A 15,367-nucleotide genomic window follows, 5' to 3' on the forward strand; every position below is an offset into this window, starting at 1 on the left:
CCACCGACGCGGGCGCAAGGCAGCGCGGCCTGCGCCCCGTGATCCGGCGCCTTGCGCCATGGCCACGCGGCAGCGTCGATCGGCCGCTGACTGTTGGCGGCAGCACATATTTGATACTTGTGGTCAACAAAGACAGGCCAAACCTGGCCTGGAGAGCGCTAAAATAGCGAACTACCCTTCCTCGCTTTATCTGCGCAAGCTCACGCCCTCCCGAATCATGGCACTCGATCCTTCCACCATCCTCATCCTCACTACGGCGCTGGCCGCGGCCGCCGCACTGTACCTGGCGGTGGAATGGCGCAGCGTGCGCGAAAAATCGCTGCTGTTCTGGAGTGCGGGGTTCGCCGTCATTACGGTGGGCTGCGTCCTGGCCCTGCTGCGCACCAGCGGTTTTCTGCTGATCGGCATCTGGTTTGCCAACGGCTTGCTGATCGCCGCCCACTGGCTGTTCCTGGCGGGCGTGGCCAGGTTCATGGACATGCGCCTGTCGCGTGCGTGGTATTTGCTTCCCCTCGCCTGGCTGGCCATGCTGCTGGTGCCCGGTGCCCCCTGGTGGTCGAAGGTGATGTTCGTGGTGCAGTCGCTGCTCATCGCCGGCATCTGCCTGCGCGCCAGCTACCTGCTGCGCCCGCATGGCGTTTCCCTCAGCGTGGGCGCGGTGCAGCTGCGCTACGTGCTGCTGCTGCATGGCCTTTTTTATTTTGCCAAGGCCGCTTCCATCGTTGCGCTCAATACCTTCGTCGATCTGGCCGGCTTCCGTGGCGAAGTCATCCAGATTTCGCTGGTGGAAGGGGCCATGGCGATCATGCTGATCGCCTTGTCCATGACGGGCACGGAACGCCACCGCCGCGAGGAACGCATCGAGCAGCTGGCCGCGCGCGACCCGCTCACGGCGCTGTACAACCGCCGCGCCCTGGACGAACGGGCGCCCGCGCTGCTGGAGCAGGCCTCGCCGCACAGCCCCGGCGCCCTGCTGCTGATCGATATCGACAATTTCAAGCAGGTCAATGACTTGCACGGCCACAGCGCGGGCGACAAATTGCTGGTGGCCCTCAGTGAAATGCTGTGCAACACCCTGCCGCAGGGTGCCCTGGCGGCCAGGCTGGGAGGCGACGAGTTCGTGATTTTGCTGCATGGGGCCAGCAGCGACAGCGTGGTGGCGCTGGGAAATGCCTTGCGCGGCATGTTCGGCCAGATGGCGCAGCAGGCATTCGCCACGCCCAAGGCGGTGACCCTGAGCGTGGGCGCCACCTTGTTCGAGCGGCCACCGGCAAGCCTGGCGGCACTGCTCGAACTGGGCGACGCCGCCTTGTACTCGTCCAAGCGCGAGGGCCGCGATAGCGTGCGGGTGGTGCGGGCCGCCTGACGCCGGCCGGCGCTGCGCAATCAGCCTGACGCTGAAAAAGCCGAAGAACTGGCGCTATCGCTCGCCGCCGTGGGCGCGCTGCGCCTCGGCGGCCCCGCTCATCCGGCCTGCCCTGTCACTCGAACTGCTTGCGGAAGGCCTCGAACTGCGCCGCCAGGCCATCGAAATCGCTGCGCAATTGCAGCACTTCCTGTTCCAGCTGGGCCACACGGCTGACCTGCTGCGGCGCGCTGACGGCGCCGGCAAAACCGGCTGCCGTCTCGCTCTGCGCCAGCGCTTCCTCGCCACCCAGCAAGTGGCCGTAGCGCGGTTCCTTGGCGCCCGGCGCGACGGCCAGCCTGGCCACCAGCGGCGGGTATTTGTCGATCAAAAATTGCAGGCCGGATTCCACTTCCGCCACCGACTTGAAGTCATGCACCCGGCCGCTGCGGCTGCGGATCTCGCCCGCCGTCTGCAAGCCGCGCAGCATCAATATCGTCAGGATGGCCAGCTTGTCCTGTTCCAGCGACCACTTGATGCGCATGCGGTGTTCGTACTTGGCGACACGCGCGCCCGCCTGCGTGATGCCGTTGACGAACTTGCGCTGCATCAGGCGCTGCAGCACGTCGTACACGGTTTCCTCGGACAGCGCCATCACGGGGTCGCGGCTGGACAGCTGATTGCAGCCATTGGTCAGGGCGTTGAGCGAAAGCGGATAGCTGTCCGGCGTCAGCGCTTCCTTTTCGGCCAGCACGGCCAGCACGCGGATCTCGAACGGGTCGAGCAGATTGGGATTGTCAGTGCTTTTTTCGCCTGCCGTCACATCAGTATTCATGCGTCTATCCTTAATCAACCAGCTTGTTCATTTGTTCCGAATCCAATTTATCACATTCAGGCACAGCCTGGCAGCAAATGCCCGCCGCCTTCAGAGTGGCGAGGATGGTTTCGATGCGCTGCTCCTGCGCCACGGCGTGCGTGATCAGGCCCTGCAGGGCTTTCGACAGCGGATCGTCGCCGTTCGGCGTGACGCCGTAGGCGGCGAACAGATGGGCCGTGCTGCCTTCGCGCAGGGCATTGAGATCCTTTTGCACGATGTGCGCGGGGTTGCCGACGGCCGTGGCGCCGGCCGGCACGGGTTTGAGCAGCACGGCGTTCGAACCCACCTTGGCGTACTCGCCCACCGTGAAGTTGCCCAGCACTTGCGCGCCGGCGCCGACGATGACGCCGCGTTCCAGGGTCGGATGGCGTTTGCTGCCGCTGTGCAGCGAGGTGCCGCCCAGGGTCACGCCCTGGTAGATGGTGCAGTCGTCGCCGACGACGGCCGTCTCGCCGATCACCACGCCGAAACCATGGTCGATGAAGACGCGCCGGCCGATGCTGGCGCCAGGATGGATCTCGATGCCCGTGATGATGCGGCCGAGATACGAAATGAAGCGCCCCACCCACTTCAGGCGCCGCGTCCAGCACCAGTGCGCCCAGCCATGCATGACGATGGCGTGCAAGCCCGGATAACAGGTCAGCACCTCCCAGCCATTGCGGGCGGCGGGGTCACGTTCGATGATGCTGTTGATGTCTTCGCGCAAGTGGTGGAACATAAGACGGATTTCTGAATAGGTAAGAGACAAGACGCAAATGGTAGCGTATTCGGCGGGGTGCTGCCGGAGAGGCAGATAAACAAGCGCCGCCTCAAGGGCGGCGGCTGATCAAAGAAGCGCTACAAAATGTTCAGGGCAAGGCGCATTGCCGAAGACAGTACGCAAGTACGGCGAGGCAATGCAACGCCGCCCTGGACGTTTTTTAGCCTTCTTTCGCGATGCGCTGGCGGCGGGCTTCGTACAGACACACGCCGGAAGCCACGGACACGTTCAAGCTCTCGACGGAGCCGAACATCGGGATGCTGACCAGCATGTCGCAGGTGTCGCGCGTCAAACGGCGCATGCCTTCGCCTTCGGAACCCATGACGAGGGCCGTCGGGCCCGTGAAATCGGCTTCGTACAAGCCTTTTTCGCCGTCGTCCGAAGTGCCGATCAGCCAGATGCCGCGGTCCTTCAGTTCACGCATGGTGCGCGCCAGATTCGTCACGGTGATGTACGGGACGGTTTCGGCGGCGCCGCTGGCAACCTTGGCGGCCGTGGCGTTGAGGCCCACAGCGCGGTCCTTCGGCACGATGACGGCATGTGCGCCGACGCCGTCGGCCACGCGCAGGCAGGCGCCCAGGTTGTGCGGGTCGGTGATGCCGTCGAGGATCAGCAGCAGCGGCGGGCCGTCGATGGCGTCCAGCAATTCGTCCAGATTGCGTGCCAGCGACAGCTGCGACGCGAAGGCGATCACGCCCTGGTGGCGGCGCGTGCCGACGATCTTGTCCAGACGCGAGGAATCGACAGGCATGACACGCACGCCGGCCGACTTGGCGGCGGCGATCATGTCCTTCATGCGGCCGTCGACACGGCTGGCATCGACGAAAATTTCTTCCACGGACGACGCTTCATGACGCAAACGCGAGGTGACGGCGTGGAAGCCGAAAATCATTTTATTCTTCATTTGTTATCGCTTCTTCTTGCTTGTCTTTGATACAGTTTTTGCTGCTCGTGGTGCCGCCGCAGCGGGCGCCGCGGCTGGGGTTTTGCTGCGCTTCGGCGCGGCCTTCGGGGCTGCCGCCTTGGCTGCCGGCTTCGAGGCTGCCTTGGGTGCCGCCTTGCTTGCCACATTGGCTACGGGGGCGGCTACCGGCCTGGCGGCCGCCGGCTTGCTGGATGGCTTGCCGCCGCCCTTGCCGCCGCTCTTGATCTCATGACGCTGCTCGGTCGCTGGACCAGGCTTGACCATGGATTTCTTTTCGCCCTTGCGCTTGCCGCTGCCGTTGGACTTGGCCGGCGCGTCTTCGCCCGCCAGTTCCGCATCGGTCACCAGGCGCAGGTCGATCTTGCGCGTTTCCAGGTCGACACGTGCCACTTGCACCGTCAGACGGTCGGTCAGCTGGTAGCGCTTGCCCGTGCGTTCGCCGCGCAGTTCATGGCGCGCATCGTCGTACTGGAAGTAGTCGGTGCCCAGCTCGGTGACGTGCACCAGGCCTTCAACAAACAGGGTGTCGAGCTGCACGAACACGCCGAAGGTGGTCACGCCGGTGATCGTGCCGGTAAACTCTTCGCCCAGCTTGTCCTGCATGAAGTAGCACTTCAGCCAGGCTTCGACGTCGCGCGACGCTTCGTCGGCGCGGCGCTCGTTTGCCGAGCAGTGCACGCCCAGCGCGTCCCAGATCGTCAGGTCGGTTTTCTTCGGCTTGCCGTCGGCCTTGTCCTTCGCCTGCTGCTTGCGCGTGGCGTTCGACACATTGGTGTTCAGCACAACCTTGTCGGACAGTTTCGGCTCGTATTTCTTGCCTTGCAAGATGGCCTTGATGGCGCGGTGCGTCAGCAGGTCGGGATAGCGGCGGATCGGGCTGGTGAAGTGGGCATATGCCTCGTACGCCAGGCCGAAGTGGCCGATATTGTCCGGGCTGTAGACGGCTTGCTGCATCGAGCGCAGCAGCATCGTTTGCAGCAGGGCCGCATCGGGACGCTGCTTGATCTGCTGCATCAGGGTCTGGTAATCGGAGGCCGATGGCGTATCGCCGCCCGTCAGGTTCAGGCCAACCTGTTTCAGGAAGGTGCGCACTTGCGTGAGCTTTTCCTTGGTCGGGCTGGCGTGGATGCGGTAGGTGCCCGGGTGCTTGTTACGCAGCAGCAAATCGGCGGCGCAAACGTTGGCCGCCAGCATGCACTCTTCGATGATCTTGTGCGCTTCGTTGCGCGTGCGGGGAACGATCTTCTCGATCTTGCCGGCGCTATTACAGACGATATACGTTTCCGTCGTCTCGAAGTCGATGGCGCCACGCTCCATGCGCGCTTTCAGCAAGGCGCGGTAGACGGCTTCCAGGTTCTGCAGGTGCGGCAGGATGTCCGCGCGGCGTGCCGCCTCTGGTCCCTTGGTGTTGCCCAGCACGGCGGCGACTTCGTCATACGTCAGGCGCGCGGCCGAATGGATGACGGCCGGGTAGAACTGGTAAGCCTTCAGTTCGCCCTTGTCGCTGACGACGGCGTCGCAGACGAGGGTCAAACGGTCGACGGCAGGGTTCAGCGAACACAGGCCATTCGACAGTTTCTCCGGCAGCATCGGGATCACGCGGCGCGGGAAATACACGGAGGTGCTGCGTTCGAGCGCATCGGTATCGAGCGCGTCGTTCGGCTTCACGTAATGGCTGACGTCGGCAATGGCGACGATCAGGCGGAAGCAGTTGGCGCGGCCCACCTTGACGGGTTCGCAATACACGGCATCGTCGAAGTCGCGCGCATCTTCACCGTCAATGGTGACGAGCGGCACGTCGCGCAGGTCGACACGGTCTTTCAGGTCGGCGGCACGCACTTCGAACGGCAGTTTTTCAGCTTGCTTCAAGGCGGCGGCGGAAAAGATGTGCGGCACGTTGAATTTACGCACGGCAATTTCGATTTCCATGCCGGGATCATCGAGCGCACCGAGCACTTCGACGATCTTGCCGACAGGCTGCTTGAAGCGCATGGGCTGCTCGGTCAGCTCGACGCTGACGATCTGGCCGGCTTTCGCCTTGCCCACCGAACCGGTAACTAAAATGTCCTGGCCGATGCGCTGGTCTTCCGGCGCCACCACCCAGTTGCCGTTTTCCTGGATCAGGCGGCCGATGACGTGGGTATTGGCGCGCTGCGTGACTTCCACGATCGTGCCTTCCGGGCGGCCACGGCGGTCCGTGCCGACGATGCGGGCCATGACCTTGTCGCCATGCAGCACTTTCTGCATTTCTTTCTCAGGCAGGAACAGGTCGGCGCTGGCGTCGTCAGGAATGACGAAGCCGAATCCATCGCGGTGACTGGTGACGCGGCCGGCGACGAGCGCGCTCTGGTCGGCCAGCGAGAAAACACCGCTGGCATCCGACTTGAGCTGGCCGTCGCGCTCCATCGCCTTCAGGCGACGAACGAGCACATCCATGGAATCGGCATGCACTTGCAGCGTTTTCCCGAGTGTTTGCGGATCGAGAGGCGCGTTGACGCTGCGGAAAATGCCGAGAATGTCCTCCCGGCTGGGAATGGTGTGGGTATTTTGGCTCAAAAGTATTTCTATAGTTGTTATTGACAGTGATCAAACGGAGAACAAAGACCGATGACATCACCGTCAATATTGACACGGTGATGTCCGGTAGTGTACCGGACGACGCCTAGGTTTACCTAACGGACAGCGTATCGGAAACAGTACAAGTACCCCGCCGATGAAAAAAAGGAGAAAAGCTGCGCAATGCATTTGACTTCGGCAAATATTGCTCTATAATCTCGGTCTCTTGCAGCGACAAACCTTCACGGGAATGCAGTTGCAGGAAAGCGGTACAGGGTTGATGTGCAGTATGGAGCGAAAGCTCATCTGGCGCAAAACTCTTCAAGCCGCTATAATAGCAGAATTGTTGCAGTAAGTTGTTTTGCAACAAATACTCGAGCAGTAAAAAGTAAGAAGGCATCAGCAATAAGCAGCATCAGTGCCCACGTGGCGGAATTGGTAGACGCGCATGGTTCAGGTCCATGTGCCTTCGGGTGTAGGGGTTCGAGTCCCTTCGTGGGCACCATTACCTAATTCGCAAAAGAGCCGCAAACTTTCACGAGTTTGCGGCTTTTTTCATTTCCGCAGCATTCTCCCCTCCCTTCGCCAGCACTCCCGCCATTCGCGGCTTGCGCACTCTGCGCGCAGCGCCACAGCTTTTCGCCCGCGCCTGATGCAAGCGCCCCGCATGCATCGGCAAAAGCGCTGAAAAAAGAGGCAAATCTACCCTTTTCTCATAGGGAAAAGCCCTTTTTGAAAGAAAAACCATGTTTCTTGAAGAAAAGTGCGAAATGTTGATTGACCGAATGCGCGCCAGCCCTTATGATTTTGTCCTCGCTGCAGAACATGCAGCGACAAGCAGCAAGCAGTAACAATGCCCACGTGGCGGAATTGGTAGACGCGCATGGTTCAGGTCCATGTGCCTTCGGGTGTAGGGGTTCGAGTCCCTTCGTGGGCACCACCAGCAACGAGTCGTTTTCGTTGTTGTCCGCAGTAAAAAGTAGTAAGGTAGCACAGCAGTTAGCAGCACAATGCCCACGTGGCGGAATTGGTAGACGCGCATGGTTCAGGTCCATGTGCCTTCGGGTGTAGGGGTTCGAGTCCCTTCGTGGGCACCACCAGCAACGAGTTGTCGATCGTTGTAATCCGCAGTACAGCAGTATAGTAGTGAGACATAGCAACAAGCAGCAGCAAGCAGCATCAGTGCCCACGTGGCGGAATTGGTAGACGCGCATGGTTCAGGTCCATGTGCCTTCGGGTGTAGGGGTTCGAGTCCCTTCGTGGGCACCATTACCAAATTCGCAAAAAAGCCGCAAACTTTCACGAGTTTGCGGCTTTTTTCATTCCCGGTTGCAAACGTCAACAATGCCGCGCAGCTTTCCGCCTGCGGCATCCCCTCCCCTTATTTCGCCAGCGCCGCCTTCACGGCGTCAAACAGGGTCGTCGTCGGACGGCCAATCAGCGCGCTCAACTGCTTGCCATGGTCTTCCAGGCCGCCCTTGGCCGCGCCCGCATCGGAATCGGCCAGCAGATCGGCAAAGCCTTCCGGCACGCCCACGCTTACCAGCGCTGCCTTGAAGTCCGCCTGCGGCAAGTCTTTATACACAATCGGCTTGCCCGACTGGCGCGCCACTTCGGCCGCATATTGCGCCAGGGTGAAGCCCTGGTCGCCCGCCAGTTCATAAATGGCTTGCGGCTGGGCCGCCGTCAGCACGGCAGCGGCCGCGGCCGCGTAATCGGCGCGCGCGGCCGACGAGAAACGCCCATCCTGCGCCGCGCCCAGCACGACGCCATGCTCGAGCACGGGCGCCAGGTGTTCCGTATGGTTTTCCAGGTACCAGCCGTTGCGCAAGAAACTGTAAGGCAGGCTTGATGCGCGGATGGCCGCTTCCGTGATCACGTGCTCGGCGGCCAGGCCCAGCGGCGAGGTGTCGGCGCGCAAGACGCTGGTATAAGCCAGCAGGGATACGCCGGCGCGCTTGGCCGCATCGATGACGTTCTGGTGCTGCTGCGCGCGCTGGCCCACTTCGCTTGACGAGATCAGCAGGATTTTCGTCGCGCCCTGGAAAGCCGCGTCGAGGCTGGCGCCATCGTTGTAATCGGCCTGGCGCACTTGCACGCCCTTGGCGGCCTGGTCGGCAGCCTTGGCCGGGTTGCGCACGGCGGCGATGATGTGGCCTGCGGGAACGGATGCGAGCAGGCTGGCGATGACGTGCTGGCCCAGATTGCCTGTGGCGCCGGTGATGACGATCATGATTTCTCCTTGGTACGTGGGTGGTAAAACCCTATAATAGGACTATTACTTACTTATTGTAAGTACGTACCTTTTGGTAAGTATAAGTAAAATTTTAATTAACAAGGCCAACTATCATGTCCACAGACACTCCCGGCGCCAGCCTGCGCGCCGCCCTCGCCCGCCAGAACCAGGACGCGCACCTGCTGGCGGCCGCCTGCCCGTCGCGGGTCGTGCTCAGCCACCTGACCAGCCGCTGGGCCGTGCTGGTACTGGTTCTGCTGCTGAGCGGCACCCGCCGCTTCAGCGAACTGCGCCGCGAAGTGGGCGGGGTCAGTGAAAAAATGCTGGCGCAAACCCTGGAAGCGCTGGCCGGCGACGGCTTCGTGCTGCGCCAGGCCTATATGGTGATCCCGCCGAAAGTGGAGTACAGCCTGACGCCGATGGGACGCGAGGCGGCCGAACGGCTGGCCGTGCTGGTCGACTGGATCGAGGATAATTATGCGCGCATCGAACAGGCGCGCGCCGGCCTGGCAGCGGCGGCGGCGAAAAACGCCGCCTGATGAAGGCCTGCGCCGGGCGGCCAATTGCATTGCTTTTGGCCATCAAGAATTATCGTTTACTCCTACTTGCCTTGATGTAATACTAGCCCCATGAACCGCGTAAGGGCGCGACACCATGAATCAGTTGATTTCCAACATCGCCGACCGGGCCAATGTGCTGCTGGTCAGCAATTCGCCAAACGATGTGCGCGAACTGCTGTATGTGCTGGACCGGCATAACCTGGGCACGGGACTGGCGGGCGATGTCGACGAGGGCGTGGAACTGGCGGCGGGCGGCACGGACCTGATCCTGCTCGACGCGGCCCTGGCCGGCACGAATATCGGCGCGGCCTGCATGCGCCTGCGCAATGCGGGCGGGCGCCATGGCGTGCCGCTGCTGCTGATGTCGGCCACCCCCAGCGCCGAGGAACAGGGCCGCAGCGTGGGCGCCGGCGCCTCCGACTACATCAAGATGCCCTTCAATGCGCGCGACGTGGCGGAAAAAATCCTCATGGAACTGGCGCTGCACAAGGCCGACGCGCCCGTGCCGCATGCGGCCACGGCGCCGCGCCCCTTGCATCCGCAAACGCTGGAAGTCAATTACCACTCCATCCTGGCCGGCTCGCCCGACGCCGTCCTGCTGTTCGACATCGACAACAAGCTGCTGATCGACGCCAACCACCTGGCGGAAAGCCTGTTCGGCATGCCGCTGGCCGACCTGCTGCAAGGCGGCATGGAACGGCTGTTTCCCAGGACACAGGACGATGGCCGCGCCTCGCCGCAACTGCTGGAAGAGAAAATACGCGCCACCCTGCAAGGCAGGATCGTCGTCTTCCGCGCCACCTGCTGCCATCGCGACAGCCACCCGATCGCCTGCGAAATCCGGCTGATGCGTTTGTCCGTGCCGGGCCGCCAGCTGGTGCATGCGCGCATCATCGACTTGACGGAGCGCATCCTGGCCGAAGCCATGCGTGCGGGCCAGAGCGCGCTGCTGGAAATGGTCGCCAAGGGCGCGCCCCTGATTCCCACCCTGAACCATCTGCTGCTGCTGATCGAGGGCCAGGCGCGTGGCGTGTTGTGTTCCATCATGCTGCTCGACGATGACGGCATCCACATGCACAGCGCGGCCGGTCCCAGCCTGCCGCCCGCCTACATGGCCCTGCTCGAAGGCGTGGCCATCGGTCCCGGCGTGGGCTCCTGCGGCACGGCCATGTTCCGGCGCGAAGCCGTGGTGGTCAGCGATATCATGCACGATCCGCTGTGGGCGCCCTACCGCGAGTTGGCCGCGCCGTTCGGCTTGCGCGCCTGCTGGTCGCGCCCCATCTTCGGCCAGGATGGCGCCGTGCTGGGCTCGTTTGCCATGTATTACCGCGACGTGCGCAGCCCTGATGCGCACGACCTGGGCCTGATCGACACGGCCACCGACCTGGCCGGCATCGCGATCGGCCGCATGCGCCATGAACGCGAACTGCAGCGCCACCGCACCCACCTGGAAGAACTGGTGGACGAACGCACGGCCGCCCTGACGCAGGCCAAGGAACAATCGGAACAGGCGAACCGCGAATTGGCCGCGGCGCTGGAAAACCTGTCCATCACGCAAGAGGAACTGGTGCGGCGCGACAAGCTGGCCGCCCTGGGCGCGCTGGTGGCGGGCATCGCGCATGAACTCAATACGCCGATCGGCAACGGCCTGGTGGTGGCCACCACCATGGCCGAGCGCACGCGCGAGATCCAGGCCAGCTTCCTCGACGGCTTGCGCCGTTCCGAGCTGGAAACCTATCTGACCCAGGCCAGCGAGGCGGACGCCATCATGCTGCGCAACCTGCAGCGCGCGGCCGACCTGGTGTCCAGCTTCAAGCAGATCGCCGTCGACCGCGCTAGCTCGCAGCGGCGCCACTTCCTGCTGCGCCAGTTCGTGGCAGAACTGATGCTGCCCATGTCCACTCCGCTCAAGGCGGCCGGCGTGAGCCTGACGCAGGATGTGCCGGACGAACTGGCCATGGACAGCTATCCCGGCCCGCTGGGCCAGGTGCTCAGCAACCTGCTGGAAAACTGCTTGCGCCACGCGTTCGAAGGACGCAGCGGCGGCAGCATCGCCATCACCGCGCGCGGCAGCGACGATGGCCGGAACATCCGCCTGTCCATCGCCGACACGGGCGTGGGCATTGCCGCCGACGACCTCACGCATATCTACGACCCCTTCTTCACGACCAAGCTCGGCTCGGGCGGCTCGGGCCTGGGCCTGCACGTGGCGCACAATATCGTCACGGGCGTGCTGGGCGGCCATATCGACGCCAGCAGCAGTCCCGCCGGCACCACCTTCACCTTGCTGCTGCCCGTCGCCGCGCCCCAGTCGGGTGCCGCCTGAGGCACAGGCGCGCTACAATGTCGCCATCGCATTCTGATGGAGCAAGACCATGAAATACCTGCTCGCCACGGTCCTGCTGGCCATGTGCGCCGGCGCCTGGGCCGAACCGGCCCCCTGGTACAAATGGCGCAGCAAGGTCGACGGCACCCTGTCGTGCGCCCAGTCCACCCTGGGATTTGGCTGGGAACTGGCCTCGGGACCGTACAAAGATAGCCGTTGCGAAAAACCGGCGCTTGCTAAATAATGGGGCCATGACCACACGGGGAACCGGCTTGAGATCAAGCGATGGCAATGCGGCATCGAAAGAGTATGGAACGATAAGAACGTATCTATTCAAACCGAGGAGACCACATGTTTACGAATCCGGAACAATTCGCATCGGCCACCAAGGCCCTGTTTGAATTCCAGCTGATGACCTTCAACACCCTCACCACCAAGGCCGTGCAAGGCGTGGAACAGGTGCTGGCATTGAACATGGCCACCGCCAAGAGCGGCATCGAGGATGGCCTTGCCGCCAGCAAGGAAATCAGCCAGGCCAAGGATCCGAAGGCCGCCATGGCCGCCGCTGCCGCCCAGCTGCAACCGGGCGTGGCCGGCGCGAAAGCGTACAAGCAGCAGCTCGACGACATCATCAAGGAAATCCACACGGAATTCACCACGGCCGCCGAAGCCCATGTGGCTGAAGCGAAAAGCAACTTGAGCGCCCTGATCTACGACGTCACGAAAAACGTGCCGCCCGGCTCGGAAAACGCCGTCGCCATCGTCAAGGCCGCCATCGACAACGCCTTCCTCGGCTACGAGCAAGTGACCAAGGCCACGAAACAGGCCGTGAAAACGGTGGAAGAGCAGATCGCCAAGGCCAGCGCGCAAGTGGCGCAGGCCACGGAAAAAGCCACGAGCGGCGCCAGCACTGCACCTGAAAAGGCAGCGCCTGCGGCCAAGCCGAAGGCAGCGAAAAAATAAGGTGACTCAATGTGGGGTCAGATCCGCCGGGTCTGACCCCAGCCTTTGCTGGGGTTCATCTCACCGGCAAAATCCGGTACACGCAGCGCCTTCCGCCCTCCAGCAGATATTCGCTGCGCTCCACCGTGCAATCGTCGCCCAGCACGCGTTGAAAGATGGCCAGCTCCGAGCGGCAAAAATTCTGGCACGCCGTGGCCGCCGCGCAGATCGGGCAATGGTTTTCCACCAGCAAGACACTGCCATCGTCCTGCGGCTCGGCATGGGCCATGTAGCCTTCGCCATCGCGCGCCCGCGCCAGGCTGTCCACCCGTTGTACCAAGTCAAGCCGAGGGTCGACCAGCTTGCCGTAGGCAGCTTCGCTGCTGCGTTCGCGCGCGCCGATCAGTTTATCGAGTCCTTCGTCGCCGAACAGGGTTTTCACTTGCGCGATCAATTCCAGGGTCAGGTCGGCATGCCGGTCGGGAAAGCGCGCATGGCCCGCCTGCGTCAGCCGCCAGCGCCGCGACGGGCGCCCCACCTTGTCGGCCACGTCCTCGAAAGCCACCAGGCCACGCTCGTGCGCCGCCTCCAGCTGGCGCCGCGCGCCCATGGACGTGATATCGAGCAAGGCCGCCAGCTGCTGCGCCGTCTGCGGCCCGCGCATCTTCAGCAGGAACAGCGTCTGCTCCGACGTGCTGGCGTTCATGCCACCGCCTTCGCGTCAACGGCGCCGTCCAGCTGGCGCCGCCAGGCCGCCATGCGCCAGGCGGCCCAGGCGGCAGAACAGGCGCCGGCGATGAGGATCAAGCGCGTGTCGATCAGGGTCAGCACGGAGCCGCTCAGGGCGACGACGATGTTGGCGATGCAAAAGGTGGTGGCCAGCAAGCCCATCACGGCACCCTGACCGTGCGCGCTGAAGCGCTCGGCGCACCAGCCCTGGATCACCGTGTTGTACAGCGCGTTCGGAATGCCGAACAGAACGATGGCGGCGATGCCCACCCAGATATTGCCCATGGCCAGCACGCCCACGGCCAGCGCCACGCCGCAGGCATACCAGCAGGCGCGCAGCAAGGGCGCATGGCGGCTGGGTCCGCCCGCCAGCAGCGAAGTGATGGTCATGGTGCCGCACAGGCCCACATTCACCCAGGCAATCGCCTGCGCATTGTAGTTGGCCGTCTCGACCAGCCACAGCGGATAGAATTCGTAAAAGCTGGCCACGCCGCAAGTGAGCGCCAGCTGCACGATGAACAGGGTGCGCAGCTCGTCGTGGCGCAGCAGGTTCAGCGAATGCTGGTCGCGCGCCACCTGCCACCACGAGGTCGTCAGCAACGATGGCGTTTCGCGCGGCAAGCCTGCGGCCACCAGCACGGCGACCAGCATCAGCGCGGCGGCGGCGATCCAGAACGGCACCGTCACGCCCCATACCAGGGTGGCGCCCGCGAGGATCGGCCCCACCAGCCAGCCCAGGTAAAACGCGCCGTTCAGCCACGACATGGCACGCAGGCGCAGCGCTCCCGTCAGCTGGTCGGCCAGCATGGCGCGCGCCACGGCGCCATTTCCTTCCAGCAAACCGGTAATGAAACGGGCGACGATGAACAAGGGATAGGACTGGATCACCAGCGCCCAGGCCGTGATGGCGTGGCCGATGGCGGCGCCCACGGCCGTGCGCATCAGCAGCGGACGGCGGCCATAGCGGTCGGACAGGGGACCAAGCAAGGCCGAACCGATCAGCAGGCCCAGCGGATTGATGGTCAGCGCCAGGCCGAACAGCAGCTTGGAGGGCAAGCCGAGGAAATTATTGAAGGCATTCGGCGCCTCGGCCGCGAACAGCGGCGGCAGGATCGGGTAAGGCAGGGACGCGCCGATGGTCGACAGCAGCGCCAGCAAACAGGCGGCGGAAATCAGGATGATATTTTTCATGCAGCCTCAGCGGGTGTCTTGATTATATTGGTATGGCAAGAATAGCCGGGGCCATTAGATAAGTAAACTAAATTGTTTATTAATTGATGCCACACCGTGGCAAGCGTCGCGCCCACGGTCAAAGCCCCGTGCTACAGTGCGCGGCATTGCCACGACACCAGACACCTCATGACCTTGTCCGACATCGAACGACACTACGGCTTCACTTATCCGCCACTCTACAAGCAGCTTGAACACGACGGCATGCTGAACGTGGGCGAGTACGGGCCCGCCTGGTACCAGCAGGTCTACCCCACCTTGAAGGATCGCTCCACCCTGCTGCTGCACGCCGACGATTTCGAGTTGCTGAGCGTCACGGCTGTCGCGCAGGCTCTCGACGAGCTTGCCGATCCCGACGATTACCGGCAGATCGATCCTGCCTTGCGCTTCATTCCGTTCGCGCAGACGGGCGCGGGCGACCACTACTGCTTTTTCGCTTCCGGCCAGCAAGGCGGCGACCTGCCCGTCGTGCTGCTGTGGCACGACCAGGAGGAAGCGCAGCACCTGGCGCGCAACCTGGCCGACTTCCTGTTCCTGATGCTGCTCCAAAGCATGGCGGATCAGGACACGTACAACGAAGTCAGCGACGAGGAATTCAGGGAACAGCTGGAAAAAACCATGGGCACGCATGCGCGCTACCTGACGGCACGTCAGGCGGAAGTGCTGCAGGCGCTGCTGGCCAGGGACATCATCGATTACGACGTGGCGCTGCCGAAAGGACGCACGGAAGCGCACCGGGGCTTGCTGACCGATATGGAACTGGCCAGCCTGCGCGCGGAACTGATTGCCTACGATAAATACGACGACTGTTTTGCCTACGGCGCGGCTGGCTGAACACAAAATCGCTGGGCAAGCGGCGGATGAAGGTTTAAACTGTATAT

At 63.1% G+C, this 15,367-nt stretch carries 13 protein-coding genes and 4 tRNA genes; 10 read left to right on the top strand and 7 right to left on the bottom strand.

Translation table 11 applies throughout. The annotated features are described in order from the left end of the window. The first annotated feature begins 217 nt into the window (after positions 1-217). Positions 218-1,366 carry a GGDEF domain-containing protein gene (locus ACQ4WR_RS11020; RefSeq protein WP_436487244.1) on the top strand — a complete coding sequence of 383 codons (1,149 nt, stop codon included), beginning with the start codon at positions 218-220 and terminating at the stop codon, positions 1,364-1,366. 115 nt (positions 1,367-1,481) lie between these two features. Here the strand turns inward: ACQ4WR_RS11020 and ACQ4WR_RS11025 are convergent, their stop codons facing one another. The 4 genes from ACQ4WR_RS11025 to rnr all read right to left on the bottom strand — a co-directional run bounded on the left by ACQ4WR_RS11025 (position 1,482) and on the right by rnr (position 6,463). Beyond that, a complete protein-coding gene (locus ACQ4WR_RS11025) occupies positions 1,482-2,180 on the bottom strand; it encodes a YceH family protein (RefSeq protein WP_436487245.1) in 699 nt (232 codons plus the stop codon). A 10-nt stretch (positions 2,181-2,190) separates the two neighbouring features. Then, on the bottom strand, positions 2,191-2,940 hold the full coding sequence (gene cysE, locus ACQ4WR_RS11030; protein WP_436487246.1) for a serine O-acetyltransferase: 750 nt from the start codon (positions 2,938-2,940) through the stop codon (positions 2,191-2,193). A 202-nt stretch (positions 2,941-3,142) separates the two neighbouring features. Then, a complete protein-coding gene (gene rlmB, locus ACQ4WR_RS11035; RefSeq protein ID WP_071324394.1) occupies positions 3,143-3,886 on the bottom strand; it encodes a 23S rRNA (guanosine(2251)-2'-O)-methyltransferase RlmB in 744 nt (247 codons plus the stop codon). Between the two features lie 3 nt (positions 3,887-3,889). Then, the gene (rnr, locus tag ACQ4WR_RS11040) at positions 3,890-6,463 is read right to left on the bottom strand and encodes a ribonuclease R (protein WP_436487248.1); all 2,574 of its coding nucleotides are present in this window, start codon (positions 6,461-6,463) and stop codon (positions 3,890-3,892) included. Between the two features lie 420 nt (positions 6,464-6,883). On the opposite strand from rnr, the gene ACQ4WR_RS11045 reads away from it, so the two are divergent. The 4 genes from ACQ4WR_RS11045 (at position 6,884) to ACQ4WR_RS11060 (ending at position 7,732) form a co-directional block, all read left to right on the top strand. After that, positions 6,884-6,968: transfer RNA gene (locus ACQ4WR_RS11045), tRNA-Leu, on the top strand. 350 nt (positions 6,969-7,318) lie between these two features. Beyond that, positions 7,319-7,403 (top strand) — tRNA-Leu (locus ACQ4WR_RS11050). Positions 7,404-7,475: 72 nt separating this feature from the next. After that, positions 7,476-7,560 (top strand) — tRNA-Leu (locus tag ACQ4WR_RS11055). Between the two features lie 87 nt (positions 7,561-7,647). Continuing rightward, positions 7,648-7,732: transfer RNA gene (locus tag ACQ4WR_RS11060), tRNA-Leu, on the top strand. 112 nt (positions 7,733-7,844) lie between these two features. On the opposite strand, the gene ACQ4WR_RS11065 is transcribed toward ACQ4WR_RS11060, so the two are convergent. Continuing rightward, positions 7,845-8,696 carry an SDR family oxidoreductase gene (locus ACQ4WR_RS11065; RefSeq protein ID WP_436487249.1) on the bottom strand — a complete coding sequence of 284 codons (852 nt, stop codon included), beginning with the start codon at positions 8,694-8,696 and terminating at the stop codon, positions 7,845-7,847. Between the two features lie 116 nt (positions 8,697-8,812). Between ACQ4WR_RS11065 and ACQ4WR_RS11070 the strand changes: the two genes are divergently transcribed. The 4 genes from ACQ4WR_RS11070 (at position 8,813) to phaP (ending at position 12,548) form a co-directional block, all read left to right on the top strand. After that, positions 8,813-9,238, top strand: a complete 426-nt coding sequence (locus ACQ4WR_RS11070) for a winged helix-turn-helix transcriptional regulator (protein ID WP_436487251.1) — start codon at positions 8,813-8,815, stop codon at positions 9,236-9,238. Positions 9,239-9,353: 115 nt separating this feature from the next. After that, positions 9,354-11,585 (top strand): ATP-binding protein, encoded by a 2,232-nt coding sequence (locus tag ACQ4WR_RS11075; protein WP_436487252.1) that lies wholly within the window; start codon positions 9,354-9,356, stop codon positions 11,583-11,585. A gap of 49 nt (positions 11,586-11,634) precedes the next feature. Further along, a complete protein-coding gene (locus tag ACQ4WR_RS11080; protein ID WP_102293425.1) occupies positions 11,635-11,829 on the top strand; it encodes a hypothetical protein in 195 nt (64 codons plus the stop codon). A gap of 107 nt (positions 11,830-11,936) precedes the next feature. Further along, entirely contained in the window at positions 11,937-12,548 is a 612-nt protein-coding gene (phaP, locus tag ACQ4WR_RS11085; RefSeq protein WP_436487254.1) for a TIGR01841 family phasin, read from the top strand. 55 nt (positions 12,549-12,603) lie between these two features. Here phaP and ACQ4WR_RS11090 read toward each other — a convergent pair whose 3' ends face one another. Together ACQ4WR_RS11090 and ACQ4WR_RS11095 are read right to left on the bottom strand one after the other, a co-directional pair. Beyond that, positions 12,604-13,233: a helix-turn-helix transcriptional regulator gene (locus tag ACQ4WR_RS11090; protein WP_436487255.1), complete on the bottom strand. Its 630-nt coding sequence runs from the start codon at positions 13,231-13,233 to the stop codon at positions 12,604-12,606. Beyond that, on the bottom strand, positions 13,230-14,447 hold the full coding sequence (locus ACQ4WR_RS11095) for an MFS transporter (protein WP_102293423.1): 1,218 nt from the start codon (positions 14,445-14,447) through the stop codon (positions 13,230-13,232). Before ACQ4WR_RS11095 ends, ACQ4WR_RS11090 begins: the two co-directional genes overlap by 4 nt. 168 nt (positions 14,448-14,615) lie before the next feature. Between ACQ4WR_RS11095 and ACQ4WR_RS11100 the strand changes: the two genes are divergently transcribed. Then, the gene (locus ACQ4WR_RS11100; RefSeq protein WP_436487257.1) at positions 14,616-15,320 is read left to right on the top strand and encodes an SMI1/KNR4 family protein; all 705 of its coding nucleotides are present in this window, start codon (positions 14,616-14,618) and stop codon (positions 15,318-15,320) included. The last annotated feature ends 47 nt before the right edge of the window (positions 15,321-15,367 follow it).

It is taken from the genome of Janthinobacterium amylolyticum (assembly GCF_051380655.1).
Taxonomy (GTDB): domain Bacteria; phylum Pseudomonadota; class Gammaproteobacteria; order Burkholderiales; family Burkholderiaceae_D; genus Janthinobacterium.